We start from the raw sequence: 18,924 nt of genomic DNA on the forward strand, positions 1-18,924 counted from the left end.
CATGACCTCTCAGCGCACGCGGGAGCGGCTGATCCAGCGCTTGCTGGAGGAGGGGGTGTCGAACAGCAAAGTACTGGACGCCATTCGCCGCACGCCACGCCACCTGTTCGTCGATGAGGCGCTGGCGCACCGCGCCTACGAAGACACCGCACTGCCGATCGGGCACAACCAGACCATCTCCCAGCCGTTCATGGTGGCGCACATGAGCGAGCTGCTGCTGGAGGCAGGGCCGCTGGACAAGGTATTGGAGATCGGCACTGGCTCGGGTTACCAGACAGCTATCCTGGCCCAGCTGGTGGAGCGCGTGTTCTCGGTGGAGCGTATCAAGGTTCTGCAGGACCGCGCCAAAGAGCGCCTGGTCGAGTTGAACCTGCGCAACGTGGTGTTTCGGTGGGGGGACGGATGTGAAGGCTGGCAGGCGCTGGCCCCCTACAACGGCATCATCGTCACTGCGGTGGCGCCGGAAGTACCACAGGCATTGCTCGACCAATTGGCGCCGGGCGGTCGCATGGTGATCCCGGTGGGCCCGGCTGGAGAGGTTCAGCAACTGATGCTGATCGTCCGCGAGGAGCAGGGCTTCTCACGGCGCGTGCTGGGGGCGGTGCGCTTCGTGCCACTGTTGAACGGCCCGTTGGCCTGATATCGCGGATTTTTTGCAGCGGCGACGAATTCTAGCCGCGCCGCCCTGTCTATCTGGCGGAGCATTGCTGACGAGCCTGCCAATGCGTCTGGGCTTGGTTATAATTGCAACATTATTGCATTTCTTGTCGTATTATCGATTTTCGGCACCATGAGGGGAGCGCGGGTGGGTCACACAGTCATTCGGCAGCGCAAGGATCGGTCGGGTTTCAAGCTTCTGGTGATTGCACTGGCCATGGGCACCCTGCTGGCGGGTTGCTCCAGCACCGGCTCGAGCGGTGCGCGCGTGGTCGACCGCAACAACGCGGCGCCCAAGCGGCCGACCGTGACCTCTGGGCAGTACATCGTCAAACCTGGCGATACGCTGTTCTCCATCGCCTTCCGTTATGGCTGGGACTATAAGGAGCTGGCCGCGCGTAACGGTATCGCTGCCCCGTATACCATCCGTCCAGGCCAGGCGATCCGTTTCAGCAGCGGCTCCACCGGCAGCACCACCGTGGTGTCCAACCCCTCATCGTCAAGCAAGACTACGGTCATTCGTCGCCCCGTGGGGACGACTATCACGCCTGCGGGGAGCGGCGGTAAAACGGCGTCAACAACCCCAACCACGGCTACACCGGTGGTTACCACGGTGCCCGCCGCAGAGCGTGCCGTTGGCGGCTGGACCTGGCCGGCCAATGGCGTGCTGATTGGAAAATTCGCTTCAAACGGTAGTTTGAATAAAGGCATTGATATCGCCGGTGATTTGGGACAGCCTGTTTTTGCTGCGTCTGATGGTGCGGTGGTTTATGCCGGGAGTGGCTTGAGGGGCTACGGCGAACTGATCATCATCAAGCACAGCGATACCTACGTCAGTGCCTACGGTCACAACCGCAGGCTTTTGGTTCGGGAGGGGCAGCAGGTCAAGGCAGGGCAGTCGATTGCTGAAATGGGGTCTACGGGCACTGATCGGGTGAAGCTGCATTTCGAGATTCGCCGCCAGGGCAAACCCGTCGATCCTCTCCAGTTCCTGCCACGCCGTTGATTGTTGTACCCGGCCTGTTCCTGTGATGTAGAGGGGACAGGCTCCAGCGATGCCAGGGATGCAGGCGTTGCTTGAGTCTGAGTTCGAACTCAGCAAAGGACTATAACAATGGCTCTCAATAAAGAAGCGCCGGAGTTTGACATCGACGATGACGTCCTCCTCATGGAGACGGGTATCGTTTTGGAAACGGATGTGGTGTCAGACGAACCTGCTGTACCGTCGGTTCGGACCAGAGCCAAGTCAGGCTCTTCGCTCAAGCAACACAAGTACATCGATTACAGCCGGGCGCTCGATGCTACCCAGTTGTATCTCAACGAGATCGGATTCTCGCCTCTGCTGTCGCCGGAAGAGGAAGTGCATTTTGCGCGTCTGTCGCAAAAGGGCGACCCCGCTGGCCGCAAGCGCATGATCGAAAGCAACCTGCGCCTGGTTGTGAAAATTGCCCGTCGCTACGTGAATCGCGGCCTCTCCCTGCTCGATTTGATCGAGGAGGGCAACCTGGGGTTGATCCGGGCGGTCGAGAAGTTCGACCCGGAGCGTGGTTTCCGTTTCTCGACGTATGCGACCTGGTGGATTCGCCAGACCATCGAGCGGGCCATCATGAACCAAACCCGCACCATTCGTTTGCCGATCCATGTGGTCAAGGAGCTCAATGTCTACCTGCGTGCTGCGCGGGAGCTGACACAGAAGCTCGATCACGAACCGTCTCCTGAAGAAATCGCCACCCTGCTGGAGAAGCCCGTCGCAGAGGTCAAGCGTATGCTTGGTCTCAATGAACGAGTCTCTTCGGTCGACGTTTCCCTCGGCCCGGATTCAGACAAGACCCTGCTCGATACCCTCACCGACGATCGGCCAACCGACCCGTGCGAATTGCTGCAGGATGACGACCTGTCGCAGAGCATCGATCAGTGGCTGGGTGAGCTGACCGACAAGCAGCGTGAGGTGGTCGTCCGTCGCTTCGGCCTGCGTGGTCATGAGAGCAGCACGTTGGAAGATGTTGGCCTGGAGATCGGCCTGACCCGTGAGCGGGTTCGGCAAATCCAGGTCGAGGGCCTCAAGCGCCTGCGCGAGATTCTCGAGAAGAACGGCCTTTCCAGCGAGTCGCTGTTCCAGTAAGCGATTACCCGCAAACAAAAACGCCCCGAATACCTCGGGGCGTTTTTGTTTGTGTCAGGCCTGCCGCTCGTGCCGTCATCGTGAGGGCCAAGCATTATGTCCAACGCTACCCCAGATGCATTGCGTGTAAGCCTTTGCTTACTCGTGGTGTAAGCCATGCATGTAAGGAGTAGTAAATCATTGTCGTTTTCAGATCCGAAAAAATCGTAAGTAACTGAAAATAATGATTTTTTTTGATTTGTGGAAATGTGTCCCCGGTAACTTCCTGAGAGGTGTTGCAGTTGCCTGCGCCACCGAAGTCGCTAGTATTCGAACTGTGCACAGGGACATGCACAGGCTTTCAGGACGAAGGCCAAGGACATCGCAAGAAGCGATTCATCAGGACGATGTTTGGGACAATCAGGGACTACGGAAAAAATGTGGGCGGGTCAAACCGCCCCTTTTTTTTGCCTGCATAAAATGAAAAAAGGCCCGTTGTGGGCCTTTTTCGTATCCGAGCGATTAACGCTCCAAGTCGGCAATCTTGCCAGGCTTGCCGTCCCATTCCTCGGCGTCAGGCAAGGGGTCCTTACGCTCGGTGATGTTCGGCCAGATTTCCGCCAGCTCGGCGTTGAGCTCGAGGAAATTCTCCATGCCTGCAGGCACTTCGTCTTCCGAGAAAATGGCCTGGGCCGGGCACTCAGGCTCGCACAGCGCGCAATCGATGCACTCGTCCGGGTGAATGACCAGGAAGTTCGGGCCTTCGTAGAAGCAGTCCACCGGACAGACTTCCACGCAGTCGGTGTATTTGCATTTGATGCAGTTGTCGGTGACGACGAAGGTCATTTCTAGTTCTCTCCTCAGGCAACGGCGGCGGCCCTTCCTCTCAGGGCCGCGCGGTTTACAGGCATGTGGCTGCAGGCCAGGCTAATAACCTGCAGCACCAGCAAACCGCGGCGGATTCTACCAGCTTGTAGTGGGCGCCGTTATAACAGGTTCTTTAGTTGATATAGCATTTCGATAGCTTGACGCGGGGTCATGTCATCCAGCTCCAGCTTACCCAGCTTCTCGATGGCCGGGTGGGGCAGGCTGGCAAACAGGTCACTCTGGTGCGGCGCCTGCGGCTCACCCTTGGTCTTCTTGGCCGCCGGCAACTCATGCGGCAGGCTGCTGGTTTCCAGACGACCCAGGTGCTCGCGGGCACGCTGTATGACTGGGGATGGTACACCCGCCAACTGCGCCACCGCCAAGCCATAGCTCTGGCTGGCAGGGCCCGGCAACACGTGGTGCAGGAACACGATACGCTCGTTGTGCTCGGTGGCGTTAAGGTGCACGTTGGCCACGAGCGGTTCGCTTTCCGGAAGTACGGTCAGCTCGAAGTAATGGGTGGCGAACAGCGTATAGGCGCGCAACTGTGCCAGGCGCTCGGCAGCCGCCCAAGCCAACGACAGGCCGTCGAAGGTGCTGGTGCCGCGGCCTACCTCGTCCATCAGCACCAGGCTGCGATCGGTGGCATTGTGCAGGATATTGGCGGTTTCGCTCATTTCGACCATGAAGGTCGAGCGACCGCCTGCCAGGTCGTCGCTGGAGCCGATGCGGGTGAAGATGCGGTCGACCAGCGACAGCTCGCAACTGGCTGCCGGGACGAAACTGCCGATGTGTGCCAGCAGCACAATCAGTGCGGTCTGGCGCATGTAAGTGGACTTACCGCCCATGTTCGGGCCGGTGATGATCAGCATGCGTGTGCTGTTGTCCAGGCTCAGGTCGTTAGCCACGAACGGTGTGGTCAAGACCTGCTCGACTACTGGGTGACGGCCCTGGTCGATACGCAGGCAGGGTTCGTCGACGAAGCGTGGGCAGTTCAGGTCGAGTGTCAGCGCACGTTCGGCAAGGTTGCTCAGCACATCCAGCTCGGCCAGCGCAGCGGCACTGTCCTGCAGCGGCGCGAGGTGGCTGATCAGGGTTTCGAGCAGTGCGTCGTAGAGCATCTTCTCGCGGGCCAGGGCACGGCTTTTGGCCGATAGCGCCTTGTCCTCGAACGCCTTGAGTTCTGGCGTGATGAAGCGCTCGGCACCTTTTAGGGTTTGCCGGCGAATGTAGTCGCCCGGGGCCTGCTCGGCCTGTTTGGTGGGCAACTCGATAAAGTAACCGTGCACACGGTTGTAGCCGACCTTCAGGTTGGCAAGGCCGGTGCGGGCTTTTTCGCGGGCTTCCAGATCAATGAGGAACTGTCCGGCGTTCTCGCTGATCGCCAGCAGTTCGTCCAGTTCGCTGTCATAGCCGGCCTTGAGTACGCCGCCGTCGCGGATCACCGCTGGCGGGTTGTCGATGATGGCGCGTTCCAGCAGGCTGGCAAGCTCTGGGTAGGTGCCGGTGATCGCGGCCAGGCGTGCCAGGTGCGGTGCCTCCAGTTCGGCCATGGCATTTTGCAGCTCAGGCAAGGCACCCAGGGCATCTCGCAGGCGCGCCAGGTCACGCGGTCGGGCATTGCGCAGGCCGATACGCGCCAGGATGCGTTCGATGTCGCCGATTTCCTTGAGCTGCGGCTGCAGTTTTTCGAAGCGGTAGCTATCGAGCAGGCAGCGGATCGAGTCCTGCCGTGCCTGTAGTGTTTTCAGGTCGCGCAGCGGGCGGTTCAGCCAGCGGGTCAGCAAGCGGCTGGCCATGGCGGTCTGGCAGCGGTCGACCACCGACTGCAGGGTGTTGTCGCGCCCTCCCGCCAGGTTGATGTCCAGCTCCAGATTGCGGCGGCTCGCACCGTCGAGGATCACGGTGTCGTCAAGGCGCTCGTGGCGTAGGCTGCGCAGGTGGGGCAGAGCGGTGCGCTGGGTTTCCTTGGCGTAGGTCAGCAGGCAACCGGCGGCACCGATGGCCAGGGTCAGCTTGTCGCAACCGAAGCCCTTGAGGTCCTTGGTTGCAAACTGCTGGCACAGCGCCTTGCGCGCCGAGTCACGGTCGAAATCCCACGGGGCACGTCGGCGGGCGCCCGGGCGTTTTTCGGCGGGCAGGTCACGGGGCCAGTCGTCCGGGATCAGGAGCTCAACCGGATTGAGGCGTTCGAGCTCGGCCAGCAGGTTCTCCCAGCCTTTGATTTCCTGAACGCTGAAGTTGCCGCTGGTGATGTCCAACACTGCCAGACCGAACAGGCGTTCATCGCCCAACAGCGCTGCAATCAGGTTGTCACGGCGCTCGTCGAGCAGCGCTTCGTCACTGACGGTGCCGGGGGTGATGATCCGCACCACCTGGCGCTCCACCGGGCCTTTACTGGTAGCCGGGTCGCCAATCTGTTCGCAGATCACCACGGACTCGCCCAACTTGACCAGTTTGGCCAGGTAGCCTTCCAGCGAATGGAACGGAATCCCGCACATGGGGATCGACTGGCCGGCCGACTGACCGCGCGCGGTCAGGGTGATATCCAGCAGTTTCGCGGCCTTTTTCGCATCTTCGTAGAAGATTTCGTAGAAGTCGCCCATGCGGTAGAACATCAGCTGGTCCGGATGCTGATTTTTCAGCTTCCAGTACTGCTGCATCATCGGGGTGTGTGCGGAAAGATCAGACATTCAGGGCCTTACAGCGGGTGATCTGGTTGGCGATTATGAAACCCGCAATGGTACAGGCTTTTTCGCCGCGTTGCAGGGCAGCAAGGGCGTTCAATGCAATCGCCCGCACCAGCCGGAGGACACACGCACGCTTATAAAGACGGCTGTATTGCATTTCCTGCCGGCCAATTGCATTATGCACGTTATGCAAAAACGCAATGTAGCTTCCGTACTCAGAGAACTGCTCGACCGCCACGGCCTGTCCCCGACAGAGCTGCACCGGCGCACGGGCGTACCTCAATCCACCCTGTCGCGCATCCTCAGCGGGAAGATCGTCGATCCTTCGGACAAACACGTGTCGAAGATCGCCGACTACTTTGGGGTAAGCACCGAGCAGTTACGCGGCCGTGCAGCACTTGGCGAATCACGTGAAGCGGCGCAACCCGCCCATGGCCATGCGGACCTCAGCGACATCAGCCTGTGGGACGATGAAACGCCCGTCGAGGACGACGAGGTGTCCGTACCCTTTCTTCGCGAGGTCGAATTGGCAGCAGGATCAGGAAGATTCGTCATCGAGGAAAGCGAGCGGGCGCGCTTGCGTTTTGGCAAGCGCAGCCTGCGCCATAACGGTGTGCAGTTCGACCAGGCCAAATGCGTGACCGTACGCGGCAATAGCATGCTGCCGGTACTGCGCGATGGCGCCACGGTGGGAGTCAACACTGGCAAATGCTCGATCGGTGACATCATCGACGGCGACCTGTATGCCATCAACCACAATGGCCAGTTGCGGGTGAAACAGGTTTACCGCCTGCCCATCGGCATACGCTTGCGCAGCTTCAACCGTGACGAGCACCCTGATGAGGACTACAGCTTCCAGCAGATGCAGGAAGAGCAGATCAGCCTGCTGGGGCATGTGTTCTGGTGGGGCATGTACGCTCGCTGACCCTTCGTTCTTCTCAAGAAACCCGCTTCGGCGGGTTTTTTTTCGCCTAGAGAAAAGTCCTACAACCCAGAGCGGGCAAGGCTTTCATGCATTTCAGCAAAATCTTTCGCATAGAAATGTGAAGAAATGCATTGACTGCATATGCATTAATGCATAGCCTGTGTCTCAAGCCGGACGTAAACCGGTTGTGACACAGGCAGCGATGAACAGGCCTCAACTGTTCAGAGGGTTGGCAACTGGCCCGGGTGTGCAGCGTAAAGCACCACGATCAGTTATCCGGCGGGCAGGTGGCCGCGGTCGGAGTCACTAATTTGCAGCGCAACCGCACGGCGTCACCAGTCGTGGCCGGCGGTTCGACAACGTATTACTGAAAAGCCTGGGAACCGGGCTTTTTGGAATACCGAGTTAACCCACAACCGACCTGCTGGCTAGCGCCGGCAGGCATTACACAGGAGACAGGACAGTGACGAACGAGCAACAAGCGTTGCTGGAAATGCCGCTCTGGCTGGTAATCGTCCTGGCATTGCTGGGCGGCCTCAGCGGCGAAATGTGGCGAGCCGACAAGGCCGGTGCCACGGGCTGGTCGCTGCTGCGACGGCTGGCGCTGCGCTCCGGGGCCTGCATGGTCTGCGGCGTTTCCACCGTGATGCTGCTGTATGCCGGTGGGCTGTCGATCTGGGCGGCCAGTGCGTTTGGCTGCCTTACCGCGGTGGGCGGGGCGGATGTCGCCATGCGCCTTTACGAACGCTGGGCCATCCGGCGGTTGGGGTTGCGCGACAACGCGTCTATCGACGAGCGATAAGGAGAACAGGCATGAGCGAACTGGCCACTTTACATGCGGCAGTGACCGCAATCATTCGTGAGGCTATGCCGGAGCTGGCGTCAGTTGATGCATATGCAACTGTCGCAAGTGCTCCTGAACGGCCGACATTGCGCCATGGCATCGTGCGCATGACGGCCGATACTGCACCGCGTGACGGCCGCTCGGTGCTGATCGCTACGTTCGAGGCGGACATCATCGCCGACAGCGCCAACCCCGAGGCTCGCCTGCAGGGTAGCCTGCTGGCCGCGCAACTGATGGACCTGCTGCGCCAGCAGCATTGGGCGCTGGAGTTTGTCGAAGCCAGCCGCAATGTACAGGCGCAGTTCGAAGGCAGTGCCTGGACGGTGCGCTGGGACCAACCGGTGCTGCTCGGTGAGCCGCGCTGGGACTGGCCGGACCAGCCACCAGGCAGCCTGATGCTGGGGTTTGCACCTGATGTGGGGCTGGGTAACGAAGGCCACTACATTACCCCGGAAGAGCTGTCATGAGTTACGTCAGTGCAATGCATGACCGCATGCTGGCCTGTCTGCTCATCCCCTGCCGGGTGGTGGCTGTAGACCTTGCCGCCGCCCGGGTGCGGGTTTCCGACGGCAGTGGCTGGACCAGCGCCTGGCTGCGCTGGCATGCGCTGGCCGCTGGCAAGGCCCGCCACTGGCGGGCACCCAGCCTGGGAGAGCAGGGTGTCTTGCTCAGCCCGAGTGGCGAGCCGGCCCAAGGTACGTTCATACCCGGCCTCTATGGCAATGCCGGCAATCCACCGGACCTGCGCGAGCATGCCGAAGTCTGGCAGTTCGACGACGGGGGCTCGCTGACCTACGACTGGCAGGCACGGCGTTACGACATCCAGCTGCCCAGTGGAAATGTCAGCATCAAGGTCGGGGCCAGCGCTGTGCAGGTCAACGATGGCGCGATCAGCCTGCAGGCGGGCGCTATCAATCTCACGGGCAACGTCGTCATCGATGGCCCGCTGACGGTACGCGGCGACATCAATGGCGGCGGCCGAATCATCGACACCGCCGGCAATACCGCCAACCACAAGCACTGAACCAGGCCCGCCACTGCGGGCTTTTTCATTTCAGGAGGATGCCATGCATACCCACCCACCGGGCACCGCCAGAGCAGGAGGTGCGCCATGATCGGCATGGACCGCCGCACCGGCCAGCCACTGGCCGGGGTCGCCCACTTGCGCCAGTCCATCGAAGATATCCTTGCCACTCCATTGGGTAGCCGACGCATGCGCCCGGAATACGGCAGCCAGTTGCGCCGCTTTGTCGACCTGCCGGTCAATGAAGGTTGGAAGAGCGCCGTGCAGGCGGAGGTGGCCCGGGCGCTGGGCCGCTGGGAGCCACGGTTGAAGTTGGAGCGGGTCAAGGTCGTGGCAGTGCTCGACGGCCAGGTTCGTCTGGCGTTGCAGGGCCGTTACCTGGGCGATGACGCGCTGGTGGAGGTGAGCGTATGAGCCAGGTAGACCTGTCGAAACTGCCCGCCCCCCAGCTGCTTGAGTCCCTTGATTATGAAAGCCTTTACCAGGCTGACCTGGACACGTTTCGCGAACATATGGGTGAGGGCTGGTCCGCCACCCTGGAAAGCGACCCGGTCATCAAACTGCTGGAGGTCGGTGCCTACCGCAAGTTGCTCAATCGGGCACGGATCAACGATGCGGCCAAATCACTGCTGCTCGCCTACGCAAGAGGCACCGATCTTGAACACCTGGCGGCCAATGTCAGCCTGCGGCGCTTGGTGATCCAGGCCCAGGACCTCACCCGTGTACCGCCGATCGCCGCACTGCTCGAATCCGACGACGCTCTGCGCGAGAGGGTGCAGTTGGTCTACGAAGGCCTCACCACGGCCGGCCCGCGTAACAGTTACATCCTGCATGCCCGCAATGCCTCGGGGCAGGTGGCTGACGCCACCGCCGAAAGCCCGTCACCGGCCGTGGTGGTGGTGACGGTGCTTTCGCAGGAGGGCAACGGCACGGCCTCGGCCGAGCTGCTGGGCACTGTTTCGGCTTATTTGAATGACGACGACGTGCGGCCCGTCGCCGATCGCCTGACGGTGCAAAGTGCGCAGATTCTGCCCTATCGGGTCGACGCCAAAGTCTTCATGGCGGGCAATGGTCCGGAGAACGAGGCCATCCTGGCTGAGTGCCGGGCGCGCCTGGAGGCCTGGAAGAACCCCCGCCGGCGACTGGGCGTGGAAGTGGCACGGTCGGCCATTGATGCCCAGTTGCATATTGATGGGGTCACGCGTGTGGAGATACCTGGCTGGGTCGACATCAAGCCGAGCAAGGCACAGGCGGCCTGGTGTGAGGGTTTCACCGTCGTGCGGGGGGCCTGACATGGCCAGCCTACTGCCGATAAACGCCACGCCGCTGGAGCGGGCCGTGGAGGGCGCCGACGCTGAGGCAACCGCCGTCACGCTGCGAACCCTGTACAACCCCGACACCTGCCCGTCGCATCTGCTGTATCAGCTGGCCTGGGCTTGGTCGGTGGATCGCTGGGACGATGAGTGGACCGAAGCGACAAAGCGTTCGGTGATCCGCTCGGCGTTCTACATCCACAAGCACAAGGGCACCGTTGGCGCGCTGCGCCGAGTGGTCGAGCCGTTCGGTTACCTCATTGAGGTGGTGGAGTGGTTCAACCTGCAGCCGCAGGGCGTGCCTGGCACTTTCGCGCTCAAGGTCGGTGTCTCCAATTCGGGCATCAGCGAAGAAACCTACCGCGAGCTGTCGGCGCTGCTCGATGACGCCCGGCCAGTCAGCCGGCACATGGTCGGCCTGGAAATCAGCCTGGAAGCCACTGGCCGGTACTACCTCGGCGCGAGCCTGAGCGAGGGAGACACTCTGGACGTGTACCCGCCTAGGCAGCGCGACATTGAGGTCACCGGCGTGATGCGCCGTGGTGGCCGCGAAACCACAATCGACACACTGGAAATTTCACATGGTTGACCAGAATTCGCAGTTTTACGCGATTCTCACGAACGTGGGCGCCGCAAAGCAGGCCAACGCAGATGCCCTGGGCATCGCTTGGAAAATCACGCAGCTGGCGGTGGGCGATGCCAACGGCACCGATCCGACGCCGAGCGCAACACAAACCCGCCTTATCAACGAGTGGCGCCGGGCACCACTCAACCAGTTGAAGGTCGATGACAAAGACCCCTCCATCATCGTGGCTGAGCAGGTGATCCCGGCCGACGTCGGCGGTAAGTGGATTCGCGAAATCGGCCTGTACGACGCCGATGGCGACTTGGTGGCAGTGGCCAACTGTGCGCCGACCTACAAGCCGTTACTGTCACAAGGCTCTGGCCGTACCCAGATCGTACGCATGAGCCTGGTGGTCAGCAGCGCCGCTAATGTGCAGCTCAAGATCGACCCCAGTGTGGTACTGGCCACTCGTGAATGGGTGACCGAAGAACTGGCGCGGCAGGACTTCAAGCATTCGGTGTTGGTGGCCACCACGGCTGGCATCAATTTGAGCGGCCTGCAGACCATTGATGGCGTAGCGCTGACTGCCGGTGCGCGGGTGTTGGTGAAGAACCAGGCCGCTGCCAAGGAAAACGGTATTTATACCGTGGTGGCCGGCGGTGCCTGGACGCGCTCCGTCGACGCTGACAGCAATGCCAAGGTGACACCTGGCTTGCTCGTCCTGGTGGAGAGGGGCACGGTCAATAGTGATAGCGCCTGGCAGCTGGTGACCGACGCACCTATCAGCCTGGGCGTAACGGCGCTGTCGTTTGAAATGGCCTTTGGCCGCAGTGGTGTACTCGCCGGTACCTATCGCAGCGTGCAGGTGGACAAGTACGGCCGTGTGGTTGCCGCGACCAACCCGACTACCGTTGCGGGTTACGGCATTACCGATGTGTACACCAAGTCGGAAACCTACAACCGGACCGAAATCGCCAAGGCTATTTCCGATTCGGTCACCAACGCGGTGAATGGCCTGGTGGATTCTGCGCCGGGTGCCTTGGACACACTGAAAGAGCTGGCCGATGCCATTGGCAACGATCCAAGCTTCGCCACCACCATGGTCAACGAACTGGCGAAAAAGGCGCCGCTGGCTTCTCCGAAGTTCACCGGCGCGCCAGAGGTACCCACGCCGGCGGCAAGCAGCAAGGGCCTGCAGGCAGCCAACATGGCCGCCCTGGCCACCGCAGTAGCGGCGTCTGCGCGCCAGTTCAAGTCTGCGGTTATCGGCGTCAGTGGCAATCTGACGCTGACCGCTGCGCAGATGGGTAATGCTGTGCAATTCAACTCCGGCGTGGTGACCTTGGCCTTACCATCGGTTAACGATGTTGGCAACGGCGCCTCTGTGATGCTGCGCAACCCGTCGACTACTGCGACGCAGACCATCGTAGTGGCCACGTCGGGCTCGATTGTCGATGCTGGCAGTACGGTCGGATCGATGGCTCTTAAGCCGTTGGAGTGGGTGGAGCTGGTGTCTTCCGGCACGGCTTGGTTTGTGGTGGGGCGCGGCAAGCTGAAAGAAGTAGCTGAATTGGATTCGCCCAGCTTGACGGGTACGCCGACCGCACCCACGGCTCCGGTCGGTACGGATACGCCGCAGCTTGCCACAATGGCCGCTCTACTGGCCGCTTTGCAGGCGTTCGGTTTAGGGGGCGATGGCGCCGCCATCACAGATTTCAACGAAGTTACCAAGACGGGGCTTTATCGGGCCACGGGTACAGCGTTAAACACGCCGTTCGCGAACTCGTCCATGGCGCTGCTGCATATCCAATTCAACCCAACAGGCTGCTTCCAGTTGACGGGAGGTTGCAGTAACAACATTGGTAACGCCCGATTGTTCTGGCGCTCGAAGGCGTCCGGCGCGTGGGCCGACTGGCAGCAGGTCGGGCGTTTAGACTCGCCGGCATTCACAGGGACGCCGGTGGCCCCGACTGCTGCCGTGGGGACCAACACTGGCCAACTGGCTACCATGGCCGCTCTGTTGCAGGGCATCAATACTTTCAAGCGCAATTACAGCGGTAATGTGGTCGGCGTTGGTGCAGATATCACGCTACTAGGGTCGCAGACGGGATACGCCTTTAATGTGACTGCACCGGTTACAGTCTCGCTGCCAACGGCCGCAGATGCGGGATCGGGCGGAACCTACGTTATCCGTAATGTAAGTTCTGGCGTCGTCACCATCAGTGCTCCAGCAAATGGGAAAATTTTCGAGAAAAACAACACCGTTAACTCGGCTTCTCTTCAAGTTGGCGAATGGGTTGAGCTGCAAGCGTCCACTACGAACTATTTCATCAACAAGCGCGGCACGCTTAGCGAGATCGGTAAGGTGGTCAGTGACGCTATGGCGTCGTTTGGTATCGGCGGTTACAACGTTAAGTCGGGCGTTGATATCAATACGCTGACCCAAGGCGGGCTTTCGTATTGCATCAATCCGACTAACAGCCCAGTCGGCACGCAAGGCCAGTCATCGGCGAACGGCTATCTGCTGTCGTTCCAGTACATGGATGGAAGCGCATATTGTGCGCAAGTGTTCATTCCATCATTGGTGGGCGCATCGCTGGATACGATGCATTTCCGGCGCATGACTGCAGGCAATTGGAGCGATTGGCGAGAGTTGGCAAAAACGAACTCGCCCACCTTCACGGGAGAAGCCGTATTTAAGGGCGACAACGTACAGCGCTTCATCCATAGCCTTGGCACCTATGGCGTAATTCAGCGAGTCGACAACGGAAACTTTTACTACTTGGTGACTGACGCCGGAAACTCGTCGGGGAACTTCAATTCACTGCGACCGTTCCAGTTCAACTTGGCTACCGGGGCGGTGACCATGAGCTGCGGCGTATCTGTGCTATCCCCAGCTGACGACGACAACAGCAGTCGAGCGCCTACAACTTTGTGGGTTAACAAGAAGGTGGACATGGCCGCGCCTGTGGGTCAGGTCGCTCACTTCGCGCGCAATACGCCGCCGGCCGGCTGGCTCAAGCGCAATGGTGCAGCGGTTTCGCGTACCACCTACGCCGCGTTGTTCGCAGCTATCGGCACCCAATTTGGTGCCGGCAACGGCTCGACCACCTTCAACTTGCCGGATGACCGCGAGCTAATTGACCGGGCGTGGACAGACGGCCTCAACGCGGCCGACTCGGGACGAGCCTTGTTCTCGAGCCAGGCCGGCCAGAACGAGTCGCACATCCACGAAGGCACGACGAACAGCACCGGCGCGCACACGCACGTCATTACCAATAAGCGTGAGTATGTAGACGGTGTTTCCACTAGCAACGTTAACGCTGTGTATGGCGATCAAATTATTCAAGGCACAGACACCACTACCACATCAGCTAGCGGCACCCACTCGCACACCCTGACGATCAGCGCGAACGGTGGTAACGAAACCCGCATGGCTAACCGGGCCTATCTGGCCTGCATCAAGTATTGAGGTAACCCATGAATGCCGAAGTTATCGAAATGATCGACTCGCCAGCCTTACAGGAGCCGGCCGAGATAATGCCCTGGTGGCAACTGCCGGGGGTGATACCGCCGAAACTGTGTAACGTGCATCGCGGTACCGGCGAATTTTTGTGTATCTCTCACGCTGACCCTAGCCCGCTGGAGCCGGGTGTATGGCTGTACCCGGCCTACAGCTACCCAATAGAACCGCCCGAGTTGGGCGAGGGCCTTGCTGCGCTGATCAATCGCACCAGTGATGGCTGGGAGTTGGTCGCCGACCATCGTGGCGCCACGGTCTACAGCATCGAAACCGGCGAGCCCCGCCAGTGGCAGGCACTGGGCGATCTGCCCGAGGGCTATACCCTGCAAGCGCCGTCGACGGAGTTCGACACCTGGGAGGATGACGAATGGGTTCCGGACGAGGCGGCTATAGCTGAGGTGGCGCGCCAGTCGGCGTACCGCAGACAAGCCATGGCCACCCAGTATGCCACTGCGCGCATAAGCACGCTGCAGGATGCGGTCGAGCTGGAAATGGCTAGCGACGCGGAAACGGCCGCCCTCAAGGCCTGGAAGGTCTACCGCGTGGAGCTGAGCCGCCTGGATATCACCACCAGCGCGCCTGCCGATGACGACTGGCCGAGCAGCCCCAACGATGAAGCCTTGGCCGCCTGGCTGGCCTCGCAAACCGCATAGACGCCCCGCACCGACGGGGCGTTTTCTTTTCTGCTGTACCACAAGGCCCCGCATGCGGGGCCGTCTCATTTCTGGAGAATGAATTTATGAGTGGTTTTTTCCACGGCGTTACCGTAACGAGCGTAGACACTGGCGCGCGCAGCATTGCCCTGCCATCGTCCTCGATCATCGGCTTGGTCGACACTTTCACCCCCGGCGCTGGCGCAACCGCCAAAGCCAATGACCTGGTGCTGATCTCCAGCGAGCGCGAGGCGGTGGCCGCCTTCGGTGCCGACTCGGCCATCACCAAGGCGTGCCAGGCCGTCTTCACCCGGACCAAGGCGGTAATCGTCGCCTGCGGTGTGGCCAAGCTGACCGACGCGGCCGAGCAAACCTCGGCCATCATCGGTGGCGTGCTGGCTGACGGCAAGCGTACCGGGCTGCAGGCGTTGCTCGATGGCAAAAGCCGTTTCAACGCCCAACCCCGTCTGCTGGTCGCTCCCAAGCACAGCGCGACCGAGGCTGTTGGCACTGCACTGGTAGCCTTGGCGGACAAGCTGCGCGGTATCGCCATCCTCGATGGCCCCAACACCACCGACGAGGCGGCCATTGCCTACGCCGCCGGCTTCGGCGCCAAACGCGCCTTCCTGGTCGACCCAGGTGTGCAGTACTGGGACAACGGTGAGCAAGCCACCGTCGACGCGCCCGGCTCGGCCTGGGTCGCCGGCCTGTTTGCCTGGACCGACAGCGAGTACGGTTTCTGGGCCTCGCCGTCGAACAAGTCGTTCGTCGGCATTACCGGTACGACTCGCCCGGTCGAGTTCCTCGATGGCGACGACGGCTGCCGCGCCAACCTGCTGAACAACGCCAACATCGCGACCATCATCCGCGACGATGGTTTCCGCCTGTGGGGCAACCGCACGTTGTCCAGCGACCCGAAATGGGCCTTCGTCACCCGCGTGCGGACCCTGGACATCGTCATGGACGCAATCCTCTACGGGCACAAGTGGGCGGTCGATCGTTCGATCACCGCGACCTACGTCAAGGATGTCACCGAGGGCCTGCAGGCCTTCATGCGTGACCTCAAGAACCAGGGCGCGATCATCAATTTCGAGGTCTATGCCGACCCGGAACTGAACACTGCCAGCCAGCTGGAGCAAGGCAAGGTGTACTGGAACATCCGCTTCACTGATGTGCCGCCTGCCGAAAACCCCAATTTCCGCGTTGAAGTCACCAATCAGTGGCTGACCGAAGTCCTCGATTCCGCCGCTTAAGGAGCGCATTAACATGGCAATGATTCCCGAAACCCTGGCCAACCTGAACCTGTTCGTCGACGGCGTCAGCTTCCAGGGCGATGTACCCAGCCTGACCCTGCCCAAGCTCACCTTGAAGATGGAGGAGCACCGCCCGGGCGGCATGGACATGCCGGTGGAGATGGACCTGGGCATGGAAAAACAGGAAGCCGCCTTCACCACTACCGGTGTGCGTCGTGAGGCACTGAAGTTCTTCGGCCTGGCCGATGGCAGCGGCTTCAACGGCACCTTCCGCGGTGCCTTCAAGGGCCTCAAGGGCAGGATCAACCCTGTGGTGGTCACCCTGCGTGGCTCGCTGAAGGAAATCGACATGGGTGACTGGAAATCCGGCGACAAGGCCGAGATCAAACACAGCGTCGGCCTCACTTACTACAAGCTCGAAGTCGATGGGCGCCTGGTCTACGAGATCGATGCGCTGGGCATGAAGCGCGTGGTTGATGGGGTCGACCAACTGGCCGCCCAGCGCGCCGCACTTGGCCTGTAAGGAGAACGAGCATGTCTCAAGCGAAAAAGCTTCCACAGTGGCTGACCCTGAGCGCCGACCGCGTCACCGTCCGTTTGTCCCGGGCCAGCGAGGCCAACGGTGTGCAGGTCGACAGCCTGGCGTTGCGCGCGCCGACTGTACGCGATATCCGCAATGCCCATGCCGGCGGTGCCGCAGATGATGAGCAGCGCGAACTGAACCTGTTCGCGTCGTTGGCCGAGGTCGGCATAAAAGATCTCGAAGGCCTCGCTGTGAAGGACTACAGCCGCCTGCAGACGGGATACTTTCGCCTGGTGCAGGACGACGAACTTTGACCCGGCCCGGCAGAAGGCCGCCGCCCGGCGGCTGGCCAAGGAGCTGAACTTTTCCGCGAGCGAAATCATGACCATGTCGTACAGCGACATGGTCTGGTGGCTCGCACCGTGACAAGGAGGAACGTATGGCGAACACACAGCTGTTCATCCTCGAGCTCGGCGTCACTGTCATCCATCCGTTGGGGAGCGCCATCGACCTGCTGCGCCGCGATATCGCGCAGCTGCGCACGCAGGCCGATGTTATCCGCTTTGACAGGCTCATCGGCGAAGTGATCCGCCTGGGGCTTGCGCTCGGCGCGGTGCGCCAGATTGAACGGCAGCTGGCGTTGGACCAGGCACAGCAGCATGGGGAGCAGACTACTCGGCTCAATGACGAAATCGATGCGGTGGAACGCCTGCGCCAGCACTATCTGCTGCTGGACCAGGTTATCGCCGGCCTATCGCGGCTGAAACCGCTTGAGCCCCAGGCCCCGGTCTGGCAGCAACACAGGCAGGTCGACGCTGGAACTGACCCGGCGCCGCCCCCTGCCGGGCCACCCGCTAACGCCCCCGCCGTCGCAGCGCCGTGGCAACGCGCCGTGCTGGCGGCCGGTGGTCTCGGTTTGACAGCGCTTGCCATCTCTGTCGGTGGGAAAAAGGCCATGCAGCGGCAGCCGGCGCGTACCCAGCGACGGCTGGAGAGGGCTACCACCCAGGAGTGGCAGGAGCATCGTATCGATGCTGCCGGAAAGATCGGCAAAGCGCTGATTACCGACGATGACGGTGAAACGAAAGCGCGCGGCGTGGGTGCCGCCCTGGGCGAGCAGGGCGGGCGTTTGCTGGGTACTGTCCTATCCGTCTTGAGCAGGGGGAAGCTGACCAAAGAACAAGGGGCCAAGTTTGGCGGCTATCTTGGCGAAGCTGTTGGTGATCTGGCCGGGGGGAGACTGTTCAGATGGATTATGGGGCAGGGCAAACCCAACCCGGACCCTGATAGCAGCGCACCTGCAGCCAGTGCGGCAGGCTCAGCCAAACCGGAGCAAACGATCCCTTGGGGACCTGCTGGAATGGAGCCGATGGTGGTCGCTGGTTTCGGCGCGGCAGGGCTCACTGTGGTCTGTGATTGCTTACAGAAAGGGGGCGACCCGCCGATCAATCCTCAACGTTGGCAAACGCGCCCGCTGGTTGAGCAGAGGCACCCGCGTAACGAGGCTGCCGGGGATAGTGGCGAGGCGCCGATTGCAGACGAGGCCGCGAAAACAGGTGACCCACTGCTGGGCGCGGCTTCACCAACACTGAGCACACGCAAGCAGGCCAGCAAGCAGGGGCGCAGGCGCGAAGGTTATTTTGGCAACGCCGCTGTTGATGACAAGGCCGAACCGGATAGCAACGAAGCGTTATCTGAGATGGATGCGCGATCGCTGAGCATGGCGCTGGAAGAGCAGACGGCATCCAGTTCCATCGGTGTCTTCGGTTCGTCCACCGCGTTGATAGCGATGGCCGCAGGGCAGCGCGCTTACAAACAGGCAGAGCAGCCGCCAGCGAACACTTGGCCCTCAATCCCCGGGATGGCCCGTCATGGGGAGGCGCAGGGGCATATCGGCAGGCTCGATACCATCGGCAGCGTGGCGATCGCCGGCGGCGTTGATGAAGACAAGGCGCGGGGTGTCGGTGCGGCGGTGGGTGGGGTGGG

18 protein-coding genes and 1 pseudogene are annotated in these 18,924 nt (G+C 61.4%); 17 read left to right on the forward strand and 2 right to left on the reverse strand.

What is annotated here, in order from left to right; all coding sequences use genetic code 11:
- The first annotated feature begins 1 nt into the window (after position 1).
- The 3 genes from L6D80_RS07470 to rpoS all read left to right on the forward strand — a co-directional run bounded on the left by L6D80_RS07470 (position 2) and on the right by rpoS (position 2,779).
- The gene (locus tag L6D80_RS07470) at positions 2 to 640 is read left to right on the forward strand and encodes a protein-L-isoaspartate(D-aspartate) O-methyltransferase (RefSeq protein WP_176513241.1); all 639 of its coding nucleotides are present in this window, start codon (positions 2 to 4) and stop codon (positions 638 to 640) included.
- A 165-nt stretch (positions 641 to 805) separates the two neighbouring features.
- Positions 806 to 1,663, forward strand: coding sequence for a peptidoglycan DD-metalloendopeptidase family protein (locus L6D80_RS07475; protein WP_054902092.1), 858 nt, complete (start codon positions 806 to 808; stop codon positions 1,661 to 1,663).
- A gap of 108 nt (positions 1,664 to 1,771) precedes the next feature.
- Positions 1,772 to 2,779, forward strand: a complete 1,008-nt coding sequence (rpoS, locus tag L6D80_RS07480) for an RNA polymerase sigma factor RpoS (RefSeq protein WP_008099655.1) — start codon at positions 1,772 to 1,774, stop codon at positions 2,777 to 2,779.
- A 501-nt stretch (positions 2,780 to 3,280) separates the two neighbouring features.
- Here the strand turns inward: rpoS and fdxA are convergent.
- Positions 3,281 to 3,604 carry a ferredoxin FdxA gene (fdxA, locus tag L6D80_RS07485; RefSeq protein WP_054891051.1) on the reverse strand — a complete coding sequence of 108 codons (324 nt, stop codon included), beginning with the start codon at positions 3,602 to 3,604 and terminating at the stop codon, positions 3,281 to 3,283.
- Positions 3,605 to 3,744: 140 nt separating this feature from the next.
- On the reverse strand, positions 3,745 to 6,318 hold the full coding sequence (gene mutS, locus L6D80_RS07490) for a DNA mismatch repair protein MutS (RefSeq protein ID WP_054902091.1): 2,574 nt from the start codon (positions 6,316 to 6,318) through the stop codon (positions 3,745 to 3,747).
- Between the two features lie 184 nt (positions 6,319 to 6,502).
- On the opposite strand from mutS, the gene L6D80_RS07495 reads away from it, so the two are divergent.
- From L6D80_RS07495 to L6D80_RS07560, 14 genes and pseudogenes are all read left to right on the forward strand, one after another.
- The gene (locus L6D80_RS07495) at positions 6,503 to 7,240 is read left to right on the forward strand and encodes a LexA family transcriptional regulator (RefSeq protein ID WP_054902090.1); all 738 of its coding nucleotides are present in this window, start codon (positions 6,503 to 6,505) and stop codon (positions 7,238 to 7,240) included.
- A gap of 463 nt (positions 7,241 to 7,703) precedes the next feature.
- On the forward strand, positions 7,704 to 8,042 hold the full coding sequence (locus L6D80_RS07500) for a phage holin family protein (protein ID WP_054902089.1): 339 nt from the start codon (positions 7,704 to 7,706) through the stop codon (positions 8,040 to 8,042).
- A gap of 11 nt (positions 8,043 to 8,053) precedes the next feature.
- Positions 8,054 to 8,551, forward strand: coding sequence for a hypothetical protein (locus tag L6D80_RS07505; RefSeq protein ID WP_054902088.1), 498 nt, complete (start codon positions 8,054 to 8,056; stop codon positions 8,549 to 8,551).
- Entirely contained in the window at positions 8,548 to 9,108 is a 561-nt protein-coding gene (locus tag L6D80_RS07510; RefSeq protein ID WP_054902087.1) for a phage baseplate assembly protein V, read from the forward strand. The genes L6D80_RS07505 and L6D80_RS07510 overlap by 4 nt, the downstream gene beginning before the upstream one ends.
- A gap of 87 nt (positions 9,109 to 9,195) precedes the next feature.
- On the forward strand, positions 9,196 to 9,522 hold the full coding sequence (locus L6D80_RS07515) for a GPW/gp25 family protein (RefSeq protein WP_054902086.1): 327 nt from the start codon (positions 9,196 to 9,198) through the stop codon (positions 9,520 to 9,522).
- Positions 9,519 to 10,400: a baseplate assembly protein gene (locus L6D80_RS07520; protein ID WP_176513215.1), complete on the forward strand. Its 882-nt coding sequence runs from the start codon at positions 9,519 to 9,521 to the stop codon at positions 10,398 to 10,400. The genes L6D80_RS07515 and L6D80_RS07520 overlap by 4 nt, the downstream gene beginning before the upstream one ends.
- Before the next feature lies 1 nt (position 10,401).
- Positions 10,402 to 11,010, forward strand: a complete 609-nt coding sequence (locus L6D80_RS07525; RefSeq protein ID WP_176513217.1) for a phage tail protein I — start codon at positions 10,402 to 10,404, stop codon at positions 11,008 to 11,010.
- A pseudogene (locus tag L6D80_RS07530) lies at positions 11,003 to 12,055 on the forward strand (phage tail protein); the annotation flags it as partial. The gene L6D80_RS07525 and the pseudogene L6D80_RS07530, both read left to right, overlap by 8 nt.
- A 1,551-nt stretch (positions 12,056 to 13,606) precedes the next feature.
- Positions 13,607 to 14,458, forward strand: a complete 852-nt coding sequence (locus L6D80_RS30240) for a tail fiber protein (protein WP_349676102.1) — start codon at positions 13,607 to 13,609, stop codon at positions 14,456 to 14,458.
- A gap of 8 nt (positions 14,459 to 14,466) precedes the next feature.
- Positions 14,467 to 15,162 (forward strand): tail fiber assembly protein, encoded by a 696-nt coding sequence (locus L6D80_RS07540; protein ID WP_223849209.1) that lies wholly within the window; start codon positions 14,467 to 14,469, stop codon positions 15,160 to 15,162.
- An 86-nt stretch (positions 15,163 to 15,248) separates the two neighbouring features.
- Positions 15,249 to 16,415 (forward strand): phage tail sheath subtilisin-like domain-containing protein, encoded by a 1,167-nt coding sequence (locus L6D80_RS07545; protein WP_176513219.1) that lies wholly within the window; start codon positions 15,249 to 15,251, stop codon positions 16,413 to 16,415.
- A 13-nt stretch (positions 16,416 to 16,428) separates the two neighbouring features.
- Positions 16,429 to 16,938, forward strand: coding sequence for a phage major tail tube protein (locus L6D80_RS07550; RefSeq protein ID WP_054902080.1), 510 nt, complete (start codon positions 16,429 to 16,431; stop codon positions 16,936 to 16,938).
- A gap of 11 nt (positions 16,939 to 16,949) precedes the next feature.
- Positions 16,950 to 17,252, forward strand: coding sequence for a phage tail assembly protein (locus tag L6D80_RS07555; protein WP_054902079.1), 303 nt, complete (start codon positions 16,950 to 16,952; stop codon positions 17,250 to 17,252).
- A 125-nt stretch (positions 17,253 to 17,377) separates the two neighbouring features.
- Positions 17,378 to 18,924, forward strand: a 1,547-nt coding sequence (locus tag L6D80_RS07560) for a hypothetical protein (protein ID WP_236183035.1), incomplete at its 3' end; no start/stop codon positions are given.

The sequence above is a fragment of the Pseudomonas ceruminis genome (assembly GCF_021602025.1).
GTDB classification, from domain to species: Bacteria; Pseudomonadota; Gammaproteobacteria; order Pseudomonadales; family Pseudomonadaceae; genus Aquipseudomonas; species Aquipseudomonas ceruminis.